Origin of the sequence: Kitasatospora sp. NPDC088861, from assembly GCF_044750105.1 — a bacterium.
Classification (GTDB): Bacteria; Actinomycetota; Actinomycetes; order Streptomycetales; family Streptomycetaceae; genus Kitasatospora.
The window spans coordinates 315,541-336,448 of sequence record NZ_JBIVJF010000001.1 but is presented as its reverse complement, the minus strand read 5'-3'; the positions used below and the strand labels follow the sequence as shown (position 1 = coordinate 336,448).

Sequence of the window (20,908 nt, the reverse complement as noted above, 5' to 3'; positions counted from 1 at the left end):
CCGCCGTTCCCGCTGGTTCCGTTGGTGGTCACGCCGCCCCCTGCCGCTTCAGCTCGCCCGCCAGCCGGTACAGCCCGCCGAGGTCCACGCCCTCGCCCAGCAGCGGCAGTTCGTACGTGGGGAGCCGCAGCTGCTGGAGGTCGGCGCGCTGCTCGCGCTCCAGCTCGACCCGCTCGGCGTGCTCCCTGGCCTGCTCCAGCAGCGGGTCGAGCAGCGGCTCCACCGCCGCCCGGACCGTCTCCGGCTTGCGCGAGCGCCCGCCGAGCCCGGCCTCGCCGAGGGCCAGGGCGACCTCCTCGCGGTGGTTCCCGTCCACCGCGGCCACCGCCGCGGCGTCCAGCACCGGCGGCCGGACCATGTTGACCATCACCCCGCCCACCGGGAGCCTGGCCTCGCGCAGCTCGGCGAAGCCGTCGACCGTCTCCTGCACCGGCATCTCCTCCAGCAGGGTGACCAGGTGCACCGCGGTCTCCGGCGACTTCAGCACCCGCATCACGGCCTGTGCCTGGGTGTGTATCGGCCCGATCCGGGCCAGCCCGGCGACCTCGGCGTTCACGTTCAGGAACCGGGTGAGCCGCCCGGTCGGCGGCGCGTCCATCACGACCGCGTCGTAGCGGCGGCGGCCGTCCGGGCCCTTGCGCCGGGCCGCCTCGCAGGCCTTGCCGGTGAGCAGGACGTCCCGGACGCCGGGCGCGATGGTGGTCGCGAAGTCGACGAAGCCGACCTTCTGCAGCGCCTTGCCGGCCCGGCCGAGCTTGTAGAACATCTCCAGGTACTCGAGCAGCGCCTGCTCGGGGTCGATGGCCAGCGCGAGCACCTCGCCGCCGCCTCCGCCGCCCCCGTCGTCGGGGGGCAGGCCCAGCTGGGCGCGGGAGACCGCGGCGATCCGGCGCTCCTCGTACGGGAGGGCGGCGATGCCGAACAGCTCGGCGATGCCCTGGCGCCCCTCGACCTCGATCAGCAGCACCCGGCCGCCGTCGGCGGCGAGCGCCAGCGCCAGCGCGGCGGCCAGCGTGGTCTTCCCGGTGCCGCCCTTGCCGCTGACCACGTGCAGCCGGACGCCCTCCCAGTCGGGGTCGCGCCGGGCCGCCTGGCCGGGGGTGCGTGCCACGCTCCGTCTCCGTCCGTCTCGTGGGCCGGGGCCGCTCCGTCGGCCGGCCCGAACTACCGGTGCCCTCTCGCGAGGGTAACCAGGGAGCGCGCCGGATGCCCGGAGCACCAGGGGGGCCGGGCCTGAATCATGCCCCCTTTGTGGGCCACCTCACACGCCGGTCCGTGGGCGGCGCCGATCGCCGTGGCCGCTCGTCTAGAGTCTGGCCATGACCAAGTGGGAATACATGACGGCGCCTCTGCTCGTACACGCCACCAAGCAGATCCTGGACAACTTCGGCGAGGACGGCTGGGAGCTCGTCCAGGTCGTGCCGGGCCCGAACCCGGAGCAGCTGGTGGCCTACTTCAAGCGGGAGAAGAACGCATGAGCAAGGTCGAGGCCAAGCTCGCCGACCTGGGTCTGACCCTGCCGCCGGTGGCCGCTCCGGTCGCCGCGTACGTGCCGGCCCTGCGCTCGGGCGAGTTCGTGTTCACCTCCGGCCAGCTGCCGGTCGTCGGCGGCAAGCTGCCGAGCACCGGCAAGGTCGGCGCGGAGGTCTCCCCGGAGGAGGCCAAGGAGCTCGCGCAGACCTGCGCGCTGAACGCGCTGGCCGCGATCAAGTCGGTGATCGGTGATCTGGACCAGATCGAGCGGGTCGTGAAGGTGGTCGGCTTCGTCGCCTCCGCCCCCGACTTCACCGGTCAGCCGGGCGTGATCAACGGTGCCAGCGAGCTGCTGGGCAAGGTGCTGGGCGAGGCCGGGGTGCACGCCCGCAGTGCGGTCGGCGTCGCGGTGCTGCCGCTGGACGCCCCGGTCGAGGTCGAGCTCCAGGTGCGCGTCAAGAACAGCTGAGCGTGATCGCGAAAGGCGGGGTTGGGCCTGTCCAACCCCGCCTTCGTACGCTTAGCATCCGGGCATGGACCATCGAGCGACGACGCTCCCGATGCCGCCCGGTTGGCCCGCCCGGATCCGGGCGGTCGACTCCGGCGTGCTGACCCCGCCGGTGCCCAGGCTGGCCGCGACGGTCGTGCTGCTGCGCGACGCGGCCGCCGGGCCGCAGGCGTACCTGCTGCGCCGGCGCACCTCGATGGCCTTCGCGGCCGGCATGTACGCCTACCCGGGCGGCGGGGTGGATCCGCGCGACGCCGAGGTGGAGACGGGCTGGGCCGGACCGGCACCCGAGGAGTGGGCGCGACGGCTCGGGGTGGACGCCCGGACGGCACGGGCGGTGGTCTGCGCGGCCGTCCGCGAGACCTTCGAGGAAGCCGGCGTCCTGCTGGCCGGCCCGGACGCGGACAGCGTCGCCGCGCCGCGCGACTGGAGCGCCGAGCGGGCGGCGCTGGAGGCGCACGAGCTGTCCTTCGCCGAGTTCCTCCGCGACCACGCTCTGGTGCTGCGCAGCGACCTGCTGGGCGGCTGGGCCCGCTGGGTCACCCCGGAGTTCGAGGAGCGCCGCTACGACACGTGGTTCTTCGTCGCGGTGCTGCCGGCCGGGCAGAGCGCGGCCCTGGAGGTCGGCGAGGCCGACCGGGTGGCCTGGCTGACGCCCGCCGAGGCCGTTCTCGGCTACCGGGAGGGCCGGTTCGGGATGCTGCCGCCGACCGTGACGGTGCTGCGCGAGCTGGCGCCGGTGCGCACCGCCGCGGAGGCGCTGACCGCGGCCTCCGGGCGGTCGCTGGAGCCGGTGCTGGGCCGGGCCGAGGTCCGGGGCGACCGGATGACGGTCCGCTGGCCCGGGTACGACGAACTGACCATCGACGGGGACTTCCCCGAGGACGCCTGACCGACCGGCGCCGCCCTCGTCGGCACTGTCGCCCGACGACGCCGACGACGCCGACGACGCCGCCGAACAGACTCGAAACAGAGAGGACCGACGCCCGATGACCCACAACGCCGTGGCTCGCCGGACGGCACCCGAGCTGCCCGCCCGCCGCCTGATCCCCCGTACCCCGGCCTGCGAGAGTCCGGTCCCGTTCGTCGAGGCCCAGCGGCCGCTCGTCCGGGTCCTGCCGCTCAGGGCCCTGCACCGGCCCGGCGGGGACAACCGGTGAGCGGGCTCCTGCCGGGCGACCCGGCCGCCACCATCGACGGCGAGGCCACGGCCCGGGCGCTGTGCGTGCTGGCGCCCAACCCGTCGCCGATGACGCTGGACGGCACCAACACCTGGCTGCTCTCCGAGCCCGGCTCGGACCTCGCCGTGGTGGTCGACCCCGGCCCGCTGCACGAGGGCCACCTGCGCCGGGTGGTCGACCTCGCGGAACAGCAGGGCAAACGCGTCGCGCTGACCCTGCTCACCCACGGCCACGCCGACCACTCCGAGGGCGCGGCCCGCTTCGCCGAACTCACCGGCACCGAGGTGCGCGCGCTGGACCCGGCGCACCGGCTGGGCTCCGAGGGCCTGGTCAACGGCCAGCGGCTGGACGTCGGCGGCCTCGACCTGCGGGTGGTCGCCACCCCTGGCCACACCTCGGACTCGCTGACCTTCCACCTGCCCGCCGACGGCGCGATCCTCACCGGCGACACCGTCCTCGGCCGCGGCACCACGATGGTCGCCCACCCCGACGGCCGGCTCGGCGACTACCTGGACTCGCTGCGCCACCTGCACACGATGGCCTCCGCGCACGGTGTGCGGACGGTGCTGCCCGGCCACGGTCCGGCGCTTGCGGACGCGCTCGGCGCCGTCGACTACTACCTCGCCCACCGGGCCAACCGGCTCGCCCAGGTGGAGACCGCGGTCGAGGCCGGCTGCCGGACCGCGGACGAGGTGGTGGCCCGGGTCTACGCCGACGTCGACCGGGCGCTCTGGCCGGCCGCCGAGCTCTCGGTCCGGGCGCAGCTGGAGTACCTGGAGGAGCACGGGCTGATCCCGGGCCTCGACTGATCCCGTCGCGCGCGGGGCGGGCAACGGAACGCCGAAGGGGAATGCCGAAGGGGAACGCCGAAGGGCCCGTCCGAGCGGACGGGCCCTTCGGCGTTTACGGCGTGAAGGCGTGAAGACGTGCGCGCCGAGGTCAGCGCGAGCGGCGCGACAGCCGCTCGACGTCCATCAGCACCACCGCGCGCGCCTCCAGCTTCAGCCAGCCGCGGCCGGCGAAGTCGGCGAGCGCCTTGTTGACCGTCTCGCGGGAGGCGCCGACCAGCTGGGCCAGCTCCTCCTGGGTGAGGTCGTGGGCGACGTGGATGCCCTCCTCGGACTGCACGCCGAACCGGCGGGAGAGGTCCAGCAGGGCCTTGGCGACGCGGCCGGGCACGTCGGAGAAGACCAGGTCGGACATCACGTCGTTGGTCCGGCGCAGGCGGCGGGCGATGGCCCGCAGCAGCGCGATGGAGACCTCGGGGCGGGCGTGCAGCCAGGGCTGCAGGTCGCCGTGGCCCAGGCCGAGCAGCTTGACCTCGGTCAGCGCGCTGGCGGTCGCGGTGCGCGGGCCCGGGTCGAACAGCGACAGCTCGCCGATCATCTCGCTGGGGCCGAGGACGGCGAGCATGTTCTCGCGTCCGTCCGGCGAGGCGCGGTGCAGCTTGACCTTGCCCTCGGCGACGACGTACAGCCGGTCGCCCGGGTCGCCCTCGTGGAACAGCGACTCACCACGGGCGAGGGTCACCTCGGTCATGGAAGCGCGCAGCTCGCCGGCCTGTTCGTCGTCGAGTGCCGCGAAGAGTGCGGCGCGCCGCAGAACGTCGTCCACGTGCTTCCTCCTTCTCGGCCGTTCGGCGGGTGGGCCGTCCGGCGCAAGTTCCGTACCGTGCTCTGCATCACCAAGCATGGCGCATGTCGCTCCGATCATATGAGGAGGGGGTGTGCCGAGGTGTGCGGTGCGGGGCCATTCGTACCGGCGGGTCACCGGGTGGGGCGTCGCGGGGGCGGCACCGGGTCGAACGCGTCATCGGACGGTTCGAACAGTGAATCGCCCACCGCCGTACGGGCGTAGAGGACGCTGTGACCGGCCCGGTGGGCGCTGGTCAGACCCGCCGCGCGCAGGGCGGTCAGGTGCTGCGATACGCCGGCGGCGGACAGACCGGTGCGGCGGGCCAGCTCGGTGGTCGAGGCCGGGGAGTCCAACTCGGCCAGCAGCCGGGCCCGGGACCGGCCCAGGACGGCGGCCAGCGCGTCCGGGCGCCCGTTCGGGCGCGGCTCCCACAGGGTGGCCGCGCCGCGCGCCGGGTAGCTCAGTTGCGGCGGGTCCGGCGGTAGCACCCGGGTCAGCACCCGCGGCCAGGCGAAGGCGGACGGCAGGAGCAGCAGCCCGGCCCCGGCGCTCAGCCGGGCGACCGCGCAGTGCCGCCGCTCCAGACGCAGCGCCGCGCCGTCCCAGCGGACCGTCTCGTGCAGGTCGTCCAGCATCCGCGCGGTGCCGTGCTCGGCGGCCTGCCGGGAGCGGTGGAACACGTCCGCCTCCAGCAGGGCGCGGATCCGGGCCCAGTACGGGGCGAGCGCGAGCTGCCAGTACGCCTCGATCTCGGCGGTGAGCCGGGGCAGCTGCGCCGCCGGGTCGCGGTACAGCGGCTCCAGGACGGGCGGCAGGCGGCCGCCGGCCTCGGCGGCGAGGATGTCCAGGTCGGCGCGGACCTGCCCGGCGCCGGTGGCGGCGATCGCGGCCAGTTCGTCGGCGAGGGCGGGGGAGAAGCCCGCCGGTGCGGGGTTGAGGAAGTCGGGCAGGTGGCCGACGGCCGGGACCATGACGGCCAGCCGGCCGCGGTCGAGTCCGGTGGCGGCCAGCCGGTCGCGCACCTGGTCGGCCCAGCGGCGGTGCAGCGCGGGGACGGGGGAGTGGGCGAGGGCGCGGAGGCTGGTCACCACCTCCTGCAGGGGGGAGAGGGCGAAACGGGTCAGCGCCAGGTCGTTCGCGGAGAAGTGCAGTGCCGTCCGCATGCCGGGCCCCTCCCAGAAGATTCGGGCCCAGCTTAATCAGTGGTGACCCGCCCGGGCCGGGCCGCACGATGCGGGGGAACCGAGGCAGCACCCGACGGCACGGAAGAACGGTGACCCCGCATGTCCATTCCCCCTCAGGCCCCCACCCCCACCCCCACGCCGCGCGAGCGGGCGCTGCGGCTGCGGGAGCTCGTCGTGGACGGCCCGCTCGTCCTGCCCAACGCCTGGGACGCGGGCAGCGCCGCCGTCATCGCCTCGGCCGGCGCCCCGGCGATCGCCACCACCAGCGGCGGCGTCTCCTGGTCGCTCGGCCACGGCGACGGCCACCGGCTGGACCGGGCGCAGGCCGTCGAGGCGGCCCGCCGGATCGTCGCGGCCGTGGACGTGCCGGTCACCGTCGACGCCGAGGGCGGCTACGGGCCGACGCCCGCCGACGTGGCCGCGACCGTGGCGGCACTGGTCGGGGCGGGTGCCGTCGGCGTCAACCTGGAGGACTCGACGGCCGTCGGCGGCCCGCTGTTCCCGGTGGCCGAGCAGGCCGACCGGCTGCGGGCGGCCCGGACGGCGGCGGCCGCGGCCGGGCTGCCCGAGCTGGTGGTCAACGCCCGCACCGACGTCCTCCTGTTCGGGCTGGGCGGTCTCGACGACGTGTTGGCCCGGGCCGAGGCCTACGCCGAGGCGGGCGCCGACGGTCTGTTCGTCCCCGGGCTGCTGGACCTCGACGCCCTCGCCGAGCTGTGCGAGCGCTCCCCGCTGCCGGTGAACGCCATGGCCGTCGCGGGCGGGCCGACCGTCGCCGAACTCGCCGCCACGGGGGTGCGGCGTGTCAGCGTCGGCACCGGGCTCGCCCAGCTCGCGTACACCGCGGCGCGCCGCGCGGCCGCCGAACTGCTCGGCGCCGGGACGCTGGCGGAGCTGGACGGCGCGCTCGGCTTCGGCGAGCTGAACGGGCTGTACCGGGGCTGACCACGGGCCCGCCGGGAGCACGGCCGCTCGGCCCCGTTCACCCGGCCCGTTCACCCGGCCCGTTCACCCGCCCTGTTCACCCGCCCTGTTCACCCGGGCCGGGCTCGCCGGGCAGGGGGTCAGCCGGTGAAGCCCAGTTCGCCGAGGGTCTTCTCGATCCGGGTGCGGTGCGCCGCCTCCCAGTCGTCCAGCGTCTCGGCGGCCTCCTTGGCCAGCTTGGCGCGGGCCGCCTCCAGGGCCTCGGCACGTCGGTCGGCGGGCACCACCACGACCCCCTCCTCGTCGGCCACCACGATGTCACCGGCCGCCACCAGCACGCCGCCGCAACGCACCCGGGCGCCGTGCGTGCCGAGCTCCCGCTTGGCCCCCGGGATCGGGATCACGCCGCGGGCGAAGACCGGGAAGCCCAGCTCCCGCACCTCGCCCAGATCCCGGATCAGGCCGTCGGCGACGAACGCCACGACGCCCCGGCGCTGCGCGACGGCGCACACGTTGCCGCCGGCCAGCGCGTAGTCCAGGTCTCCCGACTCGACGACGATCACGGTGCCCGGCTCGGCCCGGTGGATCGCCGCGTGCAGCATCAGGTTGTCGCCGGGCGGGCACTGCACGGTGAACGCCGGGCCGGCCACCCGCGGCGCCCCCGCCCACAGCGGACGGATGCCGATGTCCATGACCTGGGCGCGCCCGAGCACGTCGGCCAGGGTGGTGGTGGGGATGTCCTTGAAGTCCTGGTCCATGCTTCCTCGTTCTTCGGTGGGCAGGCGGCGGCCGGCCGCCGCCGGTCACGCTAACCCGCGACGGTTCGGGCGAGGAAGGCCCTTCGGCCGGAGAACTGCACCGGCTCGGGCGCGGTGGGCTGCGTCGCCGCGCACCCGCGCACCCGCGCACCCGCGCACCCGGGCGGCCGTGCCGGACGACCGTGTCGGACGACCGTGTCGGACGGGGGTTCAGACGCGGAAGGCCGCGACGTAGCGGTGGGGGTCGCGGCGGAGGTCGGTGTCCCAGCGGGCCGTGCACTGCTCCGCGAAGGTCTGCCCGGTGCGCAGCACCTCGTCGAGCGGGTCGAGGTAGTCCAGCACCTTCGGCTGTTCCAGGCCGGCGCGAACCCGGGCCCGCAGGCCTGCCCGGGCGAGCCGGACGAGTTCCGCCGCGAGTTCACGGACCCGGTCGCCGCCGAGCAGGGTGTCCAGGCCGTCGGCGGGGAGCCGGGCCTTCGCCGCGCGGTGCTCCGCCACGCCGTGGTGGCGCAGCAGTTCCCAGGCCGCCGTCCGCGACGGGGGGTGGTAGGCGAGCCCCGCCCACAGCGCCGGTACGGCCGGGATGTGCGGGTACGGCGGGCCGTCCCCGGCCCGCAGTTCCAGGGTCCGGCGGACTCTGACGTCCGTCCAGATCTGCGACATGTGGGAGACCCAGTGGTCGAAGGTCGGCATGGTGCCGTCGTCGAAGCCCTGCCGCAGGATCTCGGCGAACGGCCGGTCGGGGGCGAGCCGGTACCGTCCGTCAGGGTCGCGGTAGTAGATCATCGGGATCCCCAGCGCCCAGTCGATGACGTCGTCGGCGGTCACGTCGGGCCGCAGCGCGGGCGGCAGGACGCCGCAGCGGCGCGGGTCCATCCGCAGCCAGTTCTGCGACCTGTGCGAGAGCAGCCCGTTCGATCGGCCGCCCTGGAGCGGCGAGTTGACGAGGAGTGCGGCGACCACCGGGGACGCGGCGGTCAGCATCCGCAGCTTCTGGGTGAAGTCCTCGTCGGACAGGTAGTCCAGGTGCACCTGGGTGGACAGCGACATCGACATGATCTTCGGGGCCCCGCTGCCGGCCTCGCCGATCCGGTCGAAGAAGTCGCGCATGACGGCACCGCGGAGCATCGGCACCCAGGAGACGGTGTCGAGCCGGTCGAAGGGGAGGTTGCCGCCGGGCAGGAGGGCCAGGCCGAAGCGCCCGACGAGTTCCGCGAGGCGCTCCATCGTGGCCCGCATGTCGTCCACGGCCGTGGCCAGGTCGGCGGCCGGGGCGGAGGAGTACTCGACCTGGCCGCCGTGTTCGAGCGTGATCTGGGCGGTGTCCGCCAGGTCCACGCCGGTCAGTCGACCGTTGTCGCGCCGGTCCGTGCCGCCCCATTCGGCGAGGACGGCCTCCAGGACGGCCCGGACGCCGTTCCTCCCCTCGTAGGGGGCGGCCAGCCCGGTCTCCGGGTCGACGATGCCGTTCTCGATCTCCAGCCCGATCCGCTCGGTCGCGGACGCCGCCGGGGCGAGCAGCGGTCCGAGGTCGTCGCGGCGCAGCGCCGCTCCCGTCGCCGGGCCGCCGCTCTGTTCGCCGGGTCGGCGCCGGGGCGCCGGTGCCGCGCTCACCCGGCCCGCAGCCGGGCGGTGTCGTCGGCGTGCTGCCCCCGGTCGATCACCTGGCCGACCACGGCCAGGGCCGACTGGGCGGCGCCCTGCATCCAGGCGTGCGCTCCGGACAGGTGCTCTCCGGCGAAGAAGATCCTCGGGTCGTCGGTCGGGTGCGGGGCGCCGAGCCCGGTCAGGTACCGGGTGTGCTCGCCGGGCGCGAGGTGGGCGAAGGCGCCGCCGCCCATGCCGACCTGGTCGTCCCAGTTCCAGTGCACGATGTCGTCCGCGTCGCGGAGGATGCCGGGGTGCAGCCGTTCCAGGCACTTCAGGACCAGCAGGTCGCGGTCGGCCGGCGGCAGGGTGGTGAAGCGGCGGGCGTTGGCCCCCCACAGGTAGGCGCCGACGAGCACCGCGGGCTCGTGGGAGCGCTGCGGGTCCCGGGCGGCCCAGCGCCGCCTGCCGACGGTGCTCCCGTTGGTCCGGCCGTCGACGGGCCGGGCGTTGTCCGACGGGTACCAGCACTGCTGGATCGGCATGTCGGTGAAGCTGCCGCCGCCGAAGATCCGGTCGTCCAGTTCCCAGCCGCGCCGCTTGGTGTGCACGAGCGTCTTCGTGCTGCTGGCGTAGCTGATGCCGCGGATCGCGTGGCGCTGGTGGTGGGGCAGGCCGGGCCGGAAGCTGATCTGGTCGAGGGCGGGGACGGGGACGCAGCAGACGACGAAGTCGACGTCCTCGGTGATCGTGCCGCCGAGGCGCCGCCCGTGCACCCGGACGCCCCGGCGGGTCAGCGAGAGTTCGTCGATCTGGGTGGACAACTGGAGGGTCCTCGGCCGCAGCCGGCGTACGAACGCGTGCACCAGGCGGTCGGTGCCGTCGACCAGTTCCACCTGGCCCGCGTGGAACAGGCCGAAGTAGTCGACGAGGACCTCCAGCAGGGAGGACTGCTCGTAGTGGACCAGGCCGCTGGCGTGGCCGAGGAGGTCCCAGGCGTCCTGTGACAGGTGCTCGTGGACGTACTGCCACAGCGACACCGAGACGAGCCGGTCGAGCGCCGGGTCGTCCCAGTGGCCGTCCAGCACCCGCCGGCGCTGGTCGGGGGTGAGCGTCTCCCAGGCGGCCGTCAGCAGCCGGTCCAGGATCCGCACCGGGTCCTGCTTCTCGGCGGCGCGCAGCGCGTACGCCGGGTGCAGCGCGTGCACCTCCTGGACGCGGGCACGACGGCCGCGCAGGTGGTAGTAGGCGTCCGGGTTGAAGTTGACGAACGGCCTGGTCCGCAGGCCGAACTGGGACACGTAGTGGAGGACGCAGTGGTGGTTCCCGGGGATGCGCATGGCGCCCAGGTCGGCGTGCGTGCCGTCCCAGAAGCGGTGCGTGCGCACCCGTCCGCCGGGTTGGTTCGACCGCTCGTACAGGACGATGCCGAAGCCCCGGCGCTGGAGCTCGTAGGCGGCGACGAGGCCCGCCACCCCGGCCCCGATCACCGCGACGCGTCCGGTGGCGCCGGTCACCGGGCGCAGCAGGCCGCTGGGAAAGGCGAAGCTCTCGTCGAACATGGGCACCTCGCGTCGTCGTAGCCCTCAGCCTGGGGCAGCCCGCCGTCGCGAGCCACCAGACCGCGCCCATCCGAAGGTCGGTCCGCGGCTCCCGCGGGCTCCGGTGATCCGCTGCCCGCCGTCGGCCGTTCGGCGTAGCCTTCGTGCATGGCAGAGAGCAAGGTCCGGGCGGCGGCGGCACCGAAGGCGAAGGCCGTGCCGGGGGTGAAGCCGGGGAAGCCGGAGTCGCACCTGGCGATGGTGCGGCGGGCGCGGCGGATCAACCGCGAGTTGACGGAGCTGTACCCGTACGCGCATCCGGAACTGGACTTCGAGAACCCGTTCCAGCTGCTGGTGGCGACCGTGCTGTCGGCGCAGACGACGGACCTGCGGGTGAACCAGACGACGCCGGCGCTGTTCGCGAAGTACCCGACGCCGGAGGACATGGCGGCCGCGAACCCGGAGGAGCTGGAGGAGGTCATCCGCCCGACCGGGTTCTTCCGGAACAAGGCGAAGTCGCTGATCGGCCTCTCGATCGCCCTGCGCGACGACTTCGGCGGCGAGGTCCCGGGCCGCCTGGACGACCTGGTGACGCTGCCGGGCGTGGGCCGCAAGACCGCCAACGTGGTCCTCGGCAACGCCTTCGGGGTGCCCGGGATCACCGTGGACACGCATTTCGGGCGGCTGGCCCGGCGGTTCGGCTGGACGGCGGAGGAGGACCCGGTGAAGGTCGAGGCGGCCGTCGCCGAGATCTTCCCGAAGTCGGAGTGGACGATGCTGTCGCACCGGGTGGTCTTCCACGGCCGCCGGATCTGCCACTCCCGCAAGCCCGCCTGCGGCGCCTGCCCGGTCGCGCCGCTCTGCCCGTCGTACGGGGAGGGCGAGACCGACCCGGAGAAGGCGCGCAAGCTGCTCAAGTACGAGCTGGGCGGGCAGCCCGGGCAGCGGCTGAGGCCGCCGGGGGACTTCCCGGGGGAGGCCGCCGCCCGGGCCGACGCCGCCGAGCACCAGGGGCGGATCGCGGACCTGGCGGTGGGCGAGTGACCCGCGAGGCACGGCGGACTCCGGAGCCGTCGGCGGTGCGGGCGGTCGAGGCGGACGGCCTGCCGGCCTGGTTGGAGCCGGTGCGGGAGGCGGCCGAGCGGGTGCTGCCGGAGCAGCTGAGCCGCTTCCTGCCGCCGGTGGAGGGCGGCCGGGCGGCGGCGGTGCTGATGCTGTTCGGCGAGGGCCCGGACGGGCCGGACCTGCTGCTGATCGAGCGGGCCCGTTCGCTGCGCTCGCACGCCGGGCAGCCGTCCTTCCCGGGCGGCGCGCTGGATCCGGAGGACGGTGACCCGGACGGCCCTGGCCCGGTCGCGGCGGCGCTGCGCGAGGCCTGGGAGGAGACCGGGCTGGACCCGGCCGGGGTGCAGGTGTTCGCGGTGCTGCCGGCGCTGTACATCCCGGTCAGCCGGTTCGTGGTGACGCCGGTGCTGGGCTGGTGGCGCGAGGAGTCGCCGGTGCGGCCGGTGGACCAGGGCGAGACCGGCGCGGTGTTCCGGGTGCCGGTCGCCGATCTGGCCGACCCGGCGAACCGGGTGCGGCTGCGCCACCCGTCCGGGCACGTGGGGCCGGCCTTCGCGGTGGCCGGGCGGCTGGTCTGGGGGTTCACGGCCGGGGTGATCGACCGGGTGCTGCACCACGGCGGGCTGGAGCTGCCCTGGGACCCGTCCCGGATCGTCGACCTCTCGGACGAGGCGCTGGCCCTGGTGCAGGGCGATCTCGACCACTCCCGGGCGCTGCCCGGCGGCGACGCCGGTCCCACGTGAGGGGCCGTCTGCACGGCCGGGCCGCGGGCCGTGGGAGGGTGTCCGGGTGAACGTCCTGGATGTGCTGCTGATCGCCGCTGCCGTGGCATTCGCCGTGTCGGGCTACCGGCAGGGCTTCGTCGTGGGTGTCCTGTCCCTGGTCGGCTTCCTGGGCGGCGGCCTGCTGGCCGTCCAACTGCTGCCGCTGCTGCTCGACCACCTCAGCCCGGGCACGACGGCCTCGGTGGTGGCCGTGGTGGTGGTGATCGTGTGCGCCGCGATCGGCCAGGCGGTCACCGCGCACTTCGGCTGGAAGCTCCGGGGCCACATCGGCCGCCGTCCGGCGCGGGTGCTGGACGCGACCGGCGGCGCGGCCGTGAACGTGGTCTCGATGCTGCTGGTGGCCTGGCTGATCGGCTCGGCGCTGGCCGGGGCGTCGCTGCCGACGGTGTCCAAGCAGGTCCGCTCCTCGGCGATCCTCGGCGGCGTGCAGAACGCGCTGCCCGACGACGCGCCGAACTGGTTCTCGGACTTCTCCAAGGTGCTGGCCCGCAACGGCTTCCCGCAGGTCTTCAACCCCTTCGAGCACGAGCCGATCACCCAGGTCGACACCCCCGACCCGGCGCTGGCCGGCAGCCCGGCGGTGGCGCGGGCCAAGCAGAGCCTGGTCAAGGTGGTGGGCACCGCCACCTCCTGCAGCAAGACCCTGGAGGGCAGCGGTTTCGTCTTCGCCCCGCACCGGGTGATGACCAACGCCCACGTGGTCGGCGGGGTCGACGAGCCGACCGTGCAGATCGGCGGGGTCGGCCAGCTGTACGACGCGACGGTGGTCCGCTACGACTGGCAGCGCGACATCGCCGTCCTGGACGTGCCCAAGCTGAACGCGCCCCCGCTGTCGTTCGCGGGCGAGGCGAAGACCAACGACAGCGCGATCGTGGCGGGCTTCCCGGAGAACGGCGCCTTCAACGTCCAGCCGGCCCGTATCCGCGGCCGGATCCAGGCCAACGGCCCGGACATCTACCACCGCGGCCAGGTGGTCCGCGACGTCTACTCGGTCCGCTCGCTGGTCCGCCAGGGCAACAGCGGCGGCCCGCTGCTCACCCCGGACGGCCAGGTCTACGGCGTGGTGTTCGCCAAGTCGCTGGACAGCGCCGACACCGGGTACGTGCTGACCGCGGCCGAGGTGCGGGAGGACGCGGAGAAGGGCGGCACCGCGAGCACCCGGGTGGACACCCAGGGCTGCGCGCTCTGACCGGGCCCCGGGGCGCTCCGACGCGCCGGATCCGACGATCCGATATCCGTCACACCGTCAGTCCGCCCTGGTAGCCTCTGCCGCGCTCACCCGTTCGGCTCAACCGGGCGCCGTCCCGGAGTGAGTCTTACGGGAGGTCGTGGTAGTCCGATGATGGGTCACTCGCACGCGGTCAGTGGGGCGATGCTGTACGCCGCCTCCGCACCGTTCCTGCCCCCGCTGCTGCTGCACACCACGCTGCAGCCGGCGGACATACTGATGGGCACGGTGCTGTGCGCGGGGGCGGCCCTGCTGCCGGACCTCGACCACCACGACGGCTCGATCGCCAACTTCCTGGGGCCGATCTCCAAAGCGCTCTGCCGCTTCGTGGCCTGGGCCTCCGGCGGGCACCGGCACGCCACCCACTCGCTGCTGTTCGTCGCGCTGATGGGCGCCGGCACCTGGGCGGGCGTCACCTACCTGGGCCGCAACTTCACCCTGGTGCTGACGTTCTTCCTGATCGCGCTCGCGATCCGGGCGCTGCGGCTCTGCCCGCCGGGGGACGGCCCGGAGAGCTGGATCACCGTCATCGGGCTGTCCGCGCTCGGCACCTTCGGGATGAACACCTGGATGCCGAACTCGCCGGGCTGGCTGCCGTACGCGGTGGCGCTGGGCACCCTGGCGCACCTGCTGGGCGACTGCCTGACCAAGAAGGGCGCGCCGCTGCTCTGGCCGCACAAGGAGCGCTACGAGGTGGTGCTGATCAAGCGCAGCGGCAACAACGTCGAGACCAAGGTGCTGGTGCCGATCATGTCGGTGGCGACCTTCGTCCTGCTCTGGTTCACCGCGGTGTCGCCGACGATCGTGAACTGACCGTCCCGCCTGACCGGCCGAACCGATCGGCCGGCCGACCCGGCCGACCCGGCCGACGGGACCGACCGGCCGGATGACGCGGCGCGAGGCCTCAGGTCTCGCGCCGCAGTCGTGCGCCGACCCAGCGGGCGCGCCGGCCGAGGATGCGGGGGATGCCGAGCTGCCGCTGCGCCGGGCGCGGACGGCGGTCGGGGCCGTCGTAGCCGAGGTCGTCCGCCCAGTCGGGGCGGTGGGCGGAGCGTTGGGAGCTGTTGTGGCGTCGGGCGCGCGGGGCGCCGCCGCGATCGGGCATCCAGGTCATACCGGAATGGATGCCCCTGGGCCGGTGGGGGTAACCGCCGGGCACGCGTCGAAATTGGCCTATGCGGTTGTCATATGTGCGTCAGATCAAGGGAGTTGGGACCAAGGGCCCTTCCCGCCCGGCCCCTTCGCCGCTCCTGCACCGTCACTCCTTGTGACGGCCGACCCAGTCCAGCAACTCCGCGGTGAACTGCTCCGGGGCCTCCTCGTGCGGGAAGTGCCCGACTCCCGGCATCAGCCGCCAGCGGTACGGCGCCGCCACGTACTCGCCGCCGCCCAGCGCGGTGTGCGACAGCAGCACCGGGTCCGCCGCGCCCTGGACGTGCAGGGTCGGCGCCGTGATCGGCTTCTTCATCCGCCGGGCGAACTGGATGCCGTCCGGGCGCGCCATCGAGCGCAGCAGCCAGCGGTACGGCTCGATCGAGCAGTGCGCCGTGCTGGGGATCTGGATGGCCTGCCGGTACGCGTGCACCGCCTCCTCGTCCAGCCGGTTCGGACCGGCCCAGGCGTCCAGGTAGCGGCCGACCAGCGCGGCGTCGTCGGCCACCAGGCGGCGTTCCGGTATCCACGGCCGCTGGAAGCCCAGCACGTGCTCGAAGGCGGCCGCCTGGCGGCGGTCGGTCAGCAGGGCCCGGCGCAGGTCCCGGGGGTGCGCGGCGGAGACCACGGTGAGGCTCTGGATCACCGACGGGCGCATCACCGCCGCCACCCAGGCCAGCGTGCCGCCGGCGGCGTGCCCGACCAGGTGCGCCCGGCGTTCGCCGAGCGAGCGGATCACCCCGGTGATGTCCAGGGCGAGGTTGCCCGGGTCGTACCCGCGCGGGGTGCGGTCGCTGCCGCCGATGCCCCGCAGGTCGAGCGCCACCGCCCGGTAGCCGGCCTCGGCGAGCGCGGTCAGCTGGTGGCGCCAGGCCCACCAGTACTCGGGCCAGCCGTGCACCAGCAGCACCAGCGGGCCCGAGCCCAGCTCGGCGATGTGGAACCGGGCGCCGTTGGCCGCGAGGTCGCGGTGCGTCCACGGGCCGCTCTGCCGGACGCTCCAGGCCTCGGCGCCGCCGTCGGGGGCGGTGTCGGGGGTCTCCTCGGCGGGCTCCCCCCCGGGTGCCAGGTCGGGTCCGGAGTCGGCGGACGGCTGCGCGGGCACGGGCTTCTGGTCAAGCGGCATACCGAGAGCGTGTCACATCCGTGCGCCGGACGGCGCCCGGTACTCGCTCCCGGCGGGTCCGGGCGGGCGGCTGTGCGCCGCCACCGGAAGGGCCGTTACGGGATGCGGCCCAGGGCCCGGTCGATCTCCTCCTTGGTGGCCGGGCGCGGCCGGGCGTTCTTCAGCACGTCGGCGGTCTTCTGGGCGCCCTCGATGGTGCGGTGCGGCTTCTCGATCCGCTTGAACGAGCGCCAGGCCATCAGCCCGAGCAGCACCGCGAGCAGCAGGTAGGCGCCGGCCACGATGAGGAACGACCAACCGAGCGACAGGCCCAGCGCGTGGATGCCGAAGGCCGCCGCGGCGCTCAGCATCGGGACAGCGGCCAGCGCCACCACGGCGGCGACGCCCAGCGAGACGCCCCCGGAGACGCCGCGCTTGACGTCCGCCCGGATCTCGGCCTTGGCGAGCGCGATCTCGTCGTGGACCAGTGCGGACAGGTCGGCGGTGGCCGCCGCGAACAGCTGCCCCACCGAACGCTCGCCCTCGTAGGGCGCCCGGCCGTTGCTGGACGGGTCTGCGGCTCCTGCGGGCATCAGCGGTTCTCCTCTGCGGCTGTGCGGCGTGACGCCGCCGCGTGGTGCGGTTCGGGGGGCCGGAGGGGCCCGGAGGCGTCAGTGGACTGTCGACAGCTCAGAATCATGCCCCTACCGGTCAGTCGCACACCACTCCGGGGCCCCGCCGGGGGGACGTGTCCGGGCGCTGCCGGGCCGCCGGCGGGCCTCAGCGGGGCTTCTCCGGCCCCTCGCCGTCGGGCCGAGGGGCGAGTTCGGCGGTCCGGGCCCGCCAGGCCGGGTCGTCCTCCTGGTAGACGTCCGGGACGCCGTCGCCGTCCACGTCCCGGTCCTCCTCCTCGCACAGCTCGCGGTAGTGCCGGTTGCGGAGCTTGAGCAGCACGGTGGCCACCGTCGCGCAGAGCAGCGAGCCGACCAGGACGGCCGTCTTGGAGAGGTCGGCGAGGGCCAGGTCGTCGCGGAACGCCAGTTCGCTGATCAGCAGCGAGACGGTGAAGCCGATGCCCGCGAGCACCGAGACCGCGAACATGTCGGCCCACTTGAGCTTCGGGTTCAGCTCGGCCCGGGTGAACCGGGCGGCCAGCCACGTGCCGCCGAATATGCCCACCGTCTTGCCGACCAGCAGGCCGATGACGATGCCGAGCGGCGTGGCCTGGGTGAACACCTCGCGCAGCGTCGGGCCGGAGATCGTCACCCCGGCGGCGAACAGCGCGAACACCGGAACGGCCAGGCCGGCCGAGAGCGGACGGACCAGGTGCTCGATGTGCTCGCCGGGGGAGTGCTGCTCGTCGCCCTCCCGGTGGCAGCGCAGCATCAGACCCATCGCGACGCCCGCGACCGTGGCGTGGATGCCGCTCTCGTGCATCAGCGCCCAGTTCACGACGGCCAGCGGCACGAACAGGTACCAGCCGTGCACCCCGCGCCGGTGCAGGAACCAGAACAGCACCAGGCCGGCGAAGGCCAGGCCGAGCGCCCAGAACTTGATGCCGGAGCTGTAGAAGACCGCGATGATCAGGATCGCGATCAGGTCGTCCACCACGGCGAGGGTGAGCAGGAAGGCGCGCAGGGCGGACGGCAGGTGGCTGCCGACCACGGCCAGCACGCCGAGCGCGAAGGCGATGTCGGTGGCGGTCGGGATGGCCCAACCGCTGGGGTGACCGCCGCTGCCCGAGTTGACGAGGGCGAACAGGATCGCCGGCAGCGCGACCCCGCAGACGGCGGCCACCACCGGGAGCAGCGCGGCGCTCGGGGTGCGCAGCTCGCCCGCGACGAACTCGCGCTTGAGCTCGATCCCGGCCACGAAGAAGAAGATCGTCAGCAGGCCGTCCTTGGCCCAGTTGCCGAGGGTGAGGTCGAGGTGCAGCGGGGCGGACGGCCCGACGGTGTAGTCGAGGACGCTCTCGTACGCGTGCGGCCAGACGTTGGCCCACACCAGTGCGACCACGGCGGCGAGCAGCAGCAGGATGCCGCCGACGGTCTCGGTGCGCAGGGCGTCGGTGATGAACGTCCGCTCGGGCAGGGACAGCCGGCCGAGCAGCTGCCGGCGGCGGGTCGTCGGCTCGTGGACGGGCGGCTGTTCGGTCACGAGGACCTCCTGAGGGGCTGGGAGCGGCAACGGATGCACGTGTGGTGCAGTTGCCGACCAGACTTCCCGGCGCGCCCTGTGACGCTCGGATTCCCGTTCAGGGATCTTGATGCGTCGTTAACAGTCTAGGGGATCGTTCGGGTGACATCCGGATTGTCCTATTAAAGGACTTAAGCCCTGAGGGGTGGTTCTGCACTCCGGAGGAGCAGTGGCACGGCACCCGAATGGCCTAGGCCGCTCGCAGACGGGTGAACGCGGCCCTGTCGTCCCTGTCGTCCTTGTCGCCTCTGCGGGTTCTGTGGTCTCTGTCGTTCTTGCCGTCGGTCGCCGGCGCCGCCCGGCCCCGGCCGCCCCGCTGGCACACCCCGGCGGCCGACCGGAAGCGGGCTTCGGACTCACGGCATGGCTGTGCCCCGGGCGGTGACCACCGCCCGGGGCACGCTTCACCGTGTCGGCCGGCTCAGCCGTTGCCACCCGCCGGCGGCAGCTGGGCCTGGATCTGGCTCATCACCGTGCTGTCGGCGAGGGTGGTGGTGTCACCGACCTCGCGGCCCTCGGCGATGTCGCGCAGCAGACGGCGCATGATCTTGCCGGAGCGGGTCTTCGGCAGCTCGCCGACCACCTTGACCTGCTTCGGCTTGGCGATCGGGCCGAGCGTGCGGCCGACGTGCGCGCGCAGCTCCTCGACCAGCTCCGGGCTCTCGGTGGCGCCGCCGCGCAGGATCACGAAGGCGACGATGGCCTGGCCGGTGGTGGCGTCCGCGGCGCCGACCACGGCGGACTCGGCCACCGACGGGTGGCCGACCAGGGCCGACTCGACCTCGGTGGTGGAGATGTTGTGGCCCGAGACGAGCATGACGTCGTCGACCCGGCCGAGCAGCCAGATGTCGCCGTCCTCGTCCTTCTTGGCGCCGTCACCGGCGAAGTAGCGGCCCGCGAAGCGCGACCAGTAGGTGTCGATGTAGCGCTGGTCGTCGCCCCAGATGGTGCGCAGCATGGACGGCCACGGCTCGGTGAGCACCAGGTAGCCGCCGGAGCCGTTCGGGACCTCGTTGGCCTCGTCGTCGACCACGGTGGCCGCGATGCCCGGCAGGGCGCGCTGGGCCGAACCCGGCTTGGTCTCGGTGACGCCCGGCAGCGGGCTGATCATCATGGCGCCGGTCTCGGTCTGCCACCAGGTGTCCACGATCGGGGTCCTGCCGGCGCCGATGTGCTCGCGGTACCAGATCCAGGCCTCGGGGTTGATCGGCTCGCCGACGCTGCCCAGCACCCGCAGCGAGGACAGGTCGAACTTCGCGGGGATGTCGTCGCCCCACTTCATGAAGGTGCGGATCGCGGTCGGCGCGGTGTAGAGGATCGTCACGCCGTACTTCTGGACGATCTCCCAGAACCGGCCCTGGTGCGGGGTGTCCGGGGTGCCCTCGTAGATGACCTGGGTGGCGCCGTTGGAGAGCGGGCCGTAGACGATGTACGAGTGGCCGGTGACCCAGCCGATGTCGGCGGTGCACCAGTAGACGTCGGTCTCCGGCTTGAGGTCGAAGACCGCGTGGTGGGTGTAGCTGGCCTGGGTGAGGTAGCCGCCCGAGGTGTGCAGGATGCCCTTGGGCTTACCGGTGGTGCCCGAGGTGTAGAGGATGAACAGCGGGTGCTCGGCGTCGTGCGCCTCGGGGGTGTGCTCGGTGGACTGGCGCGCGGTGATCTCGTGCCACCAGACGTCACGGCCCTCGGTCCAGGAGATGTCCTGCCCGGTGCGGCGGATCACCAGGACGTGCTCGACGCCGTCGACCTTGGTGAGCGCCTCGTCGATGGCCGGCTTGAGCGCGGACGGCTTGCCGCGGCGGTAGCCGCCGTCGGCGGTGATGACGAGCTTGGCCTGGGCGTCCTCGATGCGGGAGGCGACGGCGTCGGCGGAGAAGCCGCCGAAGACCACCGAGTGGGTGGCGCCGATCCGGGCACAGGCGAGCATCGCGACGACCGCCTCGGCGATCATCGGCAGGTAGACCGCGACCCGGTCGCCCTTGCGGACGCCGAGCTCCAGCAGCGCGTTGGCGGCCTGCGAGACCTCGTCCTTGAGCTGGGCGTAGGTGATCGAGCGGCTGTCGCCGGGCTCACCCTCGAAGTGGATCGCGACCCGGTCGCCGAGTCCGGCCTCGACGTGGCGGTCGACGCAGTTGTAGGCCACGTTGAGCTTGCCGTCGGCGAACCACTTGGCGAAGGGCGGGTTGGACCAGTCCAGCGTCTCGGTCGGCTCGACGGCCCAGCTGAGGCGGCGGGCCTGCTCGGCCCAGAAGCCCAGGCGGTCCTCGGAGGCCTGCGCGTACGCGGCCGCGGTGACGTTGGCGGCGGCGGCGAGCTCTGCCGGCGGGGCGAATCGCCGCTCCTCCTTGAGCAGGTTGGCCAGGCTCTCGTTGCTCAACGCGCACTCCTCATCGAGTCATGATCGGAGACGATCCCGTGCGTGGGGATTGTCCCGTGTGTCCCAGCGCACAGCTCACCAGGCGAATGGGGCACTTGACAAGAGCCTCCGGGTAATTGGTGTAGACCTTTGACCGGCAGTCGAACGGACCATCGTACGGCGTACCGCCTCTGGGCGGTGCGCCGTACGACGGCCGGAGGGCCCGCGCC

Annotated in this window: 21 protein-coding genes; 10 read left to right on the top strand and 11 right to left on the bottom strand. The window is 73.8% G+C overall.

Features of this window, described 5'->3' with window-relative positions:
• Nucleotides 1-28 precede the first annotated feature (28 nt).
• Complete coding sequence (locus ACIP37_RS01410) at nucleotides 29-1,111, bottom strand: ArsA-related P-loop ATPase (protein WP_363579694.1); 1,083 nt, start codon at nucleotides 1,109-1,111, stop codon at nucleotides 29-31.
• Between the two features lie 208 nt (nucleotides 1,112-1,319).
• Between ACIP37_RS01410 and ACIP37_RS01405 the strand changes: the two genes are divergently transcribed.
• The 5 genes from ACIP37_RS01405 (at nucleotide 1,320) to ACIP37_RS01385 (ending at nucleotide 3,971) form a co-directional block, all read left to right on the top strand.
• The gene (locus tag ACIP37_RS01405) at nucleotides 1,320-1,478 is read left to right on the top strand and encodes a DUF4177 domain-containing protein (protein WP_094743074.1); all 159 of its coding nucleotides are present in this window, start codon (nucleotides 1,320-1,322) and stop codon (nucleotides 1,476-1,478) included.
• Nucleotides 1,475-1,942 (top strand): RidA family protein, encoded by a 468-nt coding sequence (locus ACIP37_RS01400; RefSeq protein WP_063348662.1) that lies wholly within the window; start codon nucleotides 1,475-1,477, stop codon nucleotides 1,940-1,942. Before ACIP37_RS01405 ends, ACIP37_RS01400 begins: the two co-directional genes overlap by 4 nt.
• A gap of 64 nt (nucleotides 1,943-2,006) precedes the next feature.
• Entirely contained in the window at nucleotides 2,007-2,873 is an 867-nt protein-coding gene (locus tag ACIP37_RS01395) for an NUDIX hydrolase (protein WP_363579693.1), read from the top strand.
• A gap of 97 nt (nucleotides 2,874-2,970) precedes the next feature.
• Nucleotides 2,971-3,141, top strand: coding sequence for a hypothetical protein (locus ACIP37_RS01390; protein WP_363579692.1), 171 nt, complete (start codon nucleotides 2,971-2,973; stop codon nucleotides 3,139-3,141).
• Nucleotides 3,138-3,971 carry an MBL fold metallo-hydrolase gene (locus tag ACIP37_RS01385; RefSeq protein WP_350881968.1) on the top strand — a complete coding sequence of 278 codons (834 nt, stop codon included), beginning with the start codon at nucleotides 3,138-3,140 and terminating at the stop codon, nucleotides 3,969-3,971. The genes ACIP37_RS01390 and ACIP37_RS01385 overlap by 4 nt, the downstream gene beginning before the upstream one ends.
• A gap of 130 nt (nucleotides 3,972-4,101) precedes the next feature.
• Here ACIP37_RS01385 and ACIP37_RS01380 read toward each other — a convergent pair whose 3' ends face one another.
• Nucleotides 4,102-4,776, bottom strand: coding sequence for a Crp/Fnr family transcriptional regulator (locus ACIP37_RS01380; protein ID WP_030240972.1), 675 nt, complete (start codon nucleotides 4,774-4,776; stop codon nucleotides 4,102-4,104).
• A gap of 152 nt (nucleotides 4,777-4,928) precedes the next feature.
• The gene (locus tag ACIP37_RS01375; protein ID WP_363579690.1) at nucleotides 4,929-5,960 is read right to left on the bottom strand and encodes a winged helix-turn-helix domain-containing protein; all 1,032 of its coding nucleotides are present in this window, start codon (nucleotides 5,958-5,960) and stop codon (nucleotides 4,929-4,931) included.
• A 120-nt stretch (nucleotides 5,961-6,080) separates the two neighbouring features.
• On the opposite strand from ACIP37_RS01375, the gene ACIP37_RS01370 reads away from it, so the two are divergent.
• Complete coding sequence (locus tag ACIP37_RS01370) at nucleotides 6,081-6,926, top strand: isocitrate lyase/phosphoenolpyruvate mutase family protein (RefSeq protein WP_400803999.1); 846 nt, start codon at nucleotides 6,081-6,083, stop codon at nucleotides 6,924-6,926.
• 119 nt (nucleotides 6,927-7,045) lie between these two features.
• Here the strand turns inward: ACIP37_RS01370 and ACIP37_RS01365 are convergent, their stop codons facing one another.
• The 3 genes from ACIP37_RS01365 to ACIP37_RS01355 all read right to left on the bottom strand — a co-directional run bounded on the left by ACIP37_RS01365 (nucleotide 7,046) and on the right by ACIP37_RS01355 (nucleotide 10,812).
• Entirely contained in the window at nucleotides 7,046-7,663 is a 618-nt protein-coding gene (locus tag ACIP37_RS01365) for an RraA family protein (RefSeq protein WP_363579688.1), read from the bottom strand.
• A gap of 210 nt (nucleotides 7,664-7,873) precedes the next feature.
• Entirely contained in the window at nucleotides 7,874-9,277 is a 1,404-nt protein-coding gene (locus ACIP37_RS01360; protein WP_400803995.1) for a glutamate-cysteine ligase family protein, read from the bottom strand.
• Nucleotides 9,274-10,812 carry a flavin monoamine oxidase family protein gene (locus ACIP37_RS01355; protein WP_400803993.1) on the bottom strand — a complete coding sequence of 513 codons (1,539 nt, stop codon included), beginning with the start codon at nucleotides 10,810-10,812 and terminating at the stop codon, nucleotides 9,274-9,276. Before ACIP37_RS01355 ends, ACIP37_RS01360 begins: the two co-directional genes overlap by 4 nt.
• Before the next feature lie 147 nt (nucleotides 10,813-10,959).
• On the opposite strand from ACIP37_RS01355, the gene nth reads away from it, so the two are divergent.
• The 4 genes from nth (at nucleotide 10,960) to ACIP37_RS01335 (ending at nucleotide 14,682) form a co-directional block, all read left to right on the top strand.
• Nucleotides 10,960-11,835: an endonuclease III gene (nth, locus tag ACIP37_RS01350; RefSeq protein WP_363579685.1), complete on the top strand. Its 876-nt coding sequence runs from the start codon at nucleotides 10,960-10,962 to the stop codon at nucleotides 11,833-11,835.
• Nucleotides 11,832-12,599, top strand: a complete 768-nt coding sequence (locus ACIP37_RS01345) for an NUDIX hydrolase (protein ID WP_400803990.1) — start codon at nucleotides 11,832-11,834, stop codon at nucleotides 12,597-12,599. The genes nth and ACIP37_RS01345 overlap by 4 nt, the downstream gene beginning before the upstream one ends.
• Nucleotides 12,600-12,645: 46 nt before the next feature.
• On the top strand, nucleotides 12,646-13,830 hold the full coding sequence (locus ACIP37_RS01340; protein ID WP_363579683.1) for a MarP family serine protease: 1,185 nt from the start codon (nucleotides 12,646-12,648) through the stop codon (nucleotides 13,828-13,830).
• 150 nt (nucleotides 13,831-13,980) lie between these two features.
• Nucleotides 13,981-14,682: a metal-dependent hydrolase gene (locus ACIP37_RS01335; protein ID WP_363579682.1), complete on the top strand. Its 702-nt coding sequence runs from the start codon at nucleotides 13,981-13,983 to the stop codon at nucleotides 14,680-14,682.
• 91 nt (nucleotides 14,683-14,773) lie between these two features.
• On the opposite strand, the gene ACIP37_RS01330 is transcribed toward ACIP37_RS01335, so the two are convergent.
• From ACIP37_RS01330 to acs, 5 genes are all read right to left on the bottom strand, one after another.
• Nucleotides 14,774-14,983, bottom strand: coding sequence for a hypothetical protein (locus ACIP37_RS01330; RefSeq protein ID WP_063348672.1), 210 nt, complete (start codon nucleotides 14,981-14,983; stop codon nucleotides 14,774-14,776).
• 144 nt (nucleotides 14,984-15,127) lie between these two features.
• Nucleotides 15,128-16,147 carry an alpha/beta hydrolase gene (locus ACIP37_RS01325; protein WP_363579681.1) on the bottom strand — a complete coding sequence of 340 codons (1,020 nt, stop codon included), beginning with the start codon at nucleotides 16,145-16,147 and terminating at the stop codon, nucleotides 15,128-15,130.
• 95 nt (nucleotides 16,148-16,242) lie between these two features.
• Nucleotides 16,243-16,719, bottom strand: coding sequence for a phage holin family protein (locus tag ACIP37_RS01320; protein WP_063348673.1), 477 nt, complete (start codon nucleotides 16,717-16,719; stop codon nucleotides 16,243-16,245).
• A gap of 187 nt (nucleotides 16,720-16,906) precedes the next feature.
• Nucleotides 16,907-18,283, bottom strand: a complete 1,377-nt coding sequence (gene nhaA / locus ACIP37_RS01315; protein ID WP_363579680.1) for a Na+/H+ antiporter NhaA — start codon at nucleotides 18,281-18,283, stop codon at nucleotides 16,907-16,909.
• Between the two features lie 460 nt (nucleotides 18,284-18,743).
• Nucleotides 18,744-20,699 carry an acetate--CoA ligase gene (gene acs, locus ACIP37_RS01310; protein ID WP_363627812.1) on the bottom strand — a complete coding sequence of 652 codons (1,956 nt, stop codon included), beginning with the start codon at nucleotides 20,697-20,699 and terminating at the stop codon, nucleotides 18,744-18,746.
• Nucleotides 20,700-20,908 lie beyond the last annotated feature (209 nt).

Coding starts and splice junctions, on each gene's coding strand:
- ACIP37_RS01405 (WP_094743074.1), top strand. CDS start 1,320: ATGACCAAGTGGGAATACATGACGGCGCCTCTGCTCGTACACGCCACC.
- ACIP37_RS01330 (WP_063348672.1), bottom strand. CDS start 14,983: ATGACCTGGATGCCCGATCGCGGCGGCGCCCCGCGCGCCCGACGCCAC.
- ACIP37_RS01375 (WP_363579690.1), bottom strand. CDS start 5,960: ATGCGGACGGCACTGCACTTCTCCGCGAACGACCTGGCGCTGACCCGT.
- ACIP37_RS01335 (WP_363579682.1), top strand. CDS start 13,981: ATGATGGGTCACTCGCACGCGGTCAGTGGGGCGATGCTGTACGCCGCC.
- nth (WP_363579685.1), top strand. CDS start 10,960: ATGGCAGAGAGCAAGGTCCGGGCGGCGGCGGCACCGAAGGCGAAGGCC.
- ACIP37_RS01365 (WP_363579688.1), bottom strand. CDS start 7,663: ATGGACCAGGACTTCAAGGACATCCCCACCACCACCCTGGCCGACGTG.
- ACIP37_RS01400 (WP_063348662.1), top strand. CDS start 1,475: ATGAGCAAGGTCGAGGCCAAGCTCGCCGACCTGGGTCTGACCCTGCCG.
- ACIP37_RS01395 (WP_363579693.1), top strand. CDS start 2,007: ATGGACCATCGAGCGACGACGCTCCCGATGCCGCCCGGTTGGCCCGCC.
- ACIP37_RS01390 (WP_363579692.1), top strand. CDS start 2,971: ATGACCCACAACGCCGTGGCTCGCCGGACGGCACCCGAGCTGCCCGCC.
- ACIP37_RS01325 (WP_363579681.1), bottom strand. CDS start 16,147: ATGCCGCTTGACCAGAAGCCCGTGCCCGCGCAGCCGTCCGCCGACTCC.
- ACIP37_RS01355 (WP_400803993.1), bottom strand. CDS start 10,812: ATGTTCGACGAGAGCTTCGCCTTTCCCAGCGGCCTGCTGCGCCCGGTG.
- ACIP37_RS01370 (WP_400803999.1), top strand. CDS start 6,081: ATGTCCATTCCCCCTCAGGCCCCCACCCCCACCCCCACGCCGCGCGAG.
- ACIP37_RS01320 (WP_063348673.1), bottom strand. CDS start 16,719: ATGCCCGCAGGAGCCGCAGACCCGTCCAGCAACGGCCGGGCGCCCTAC.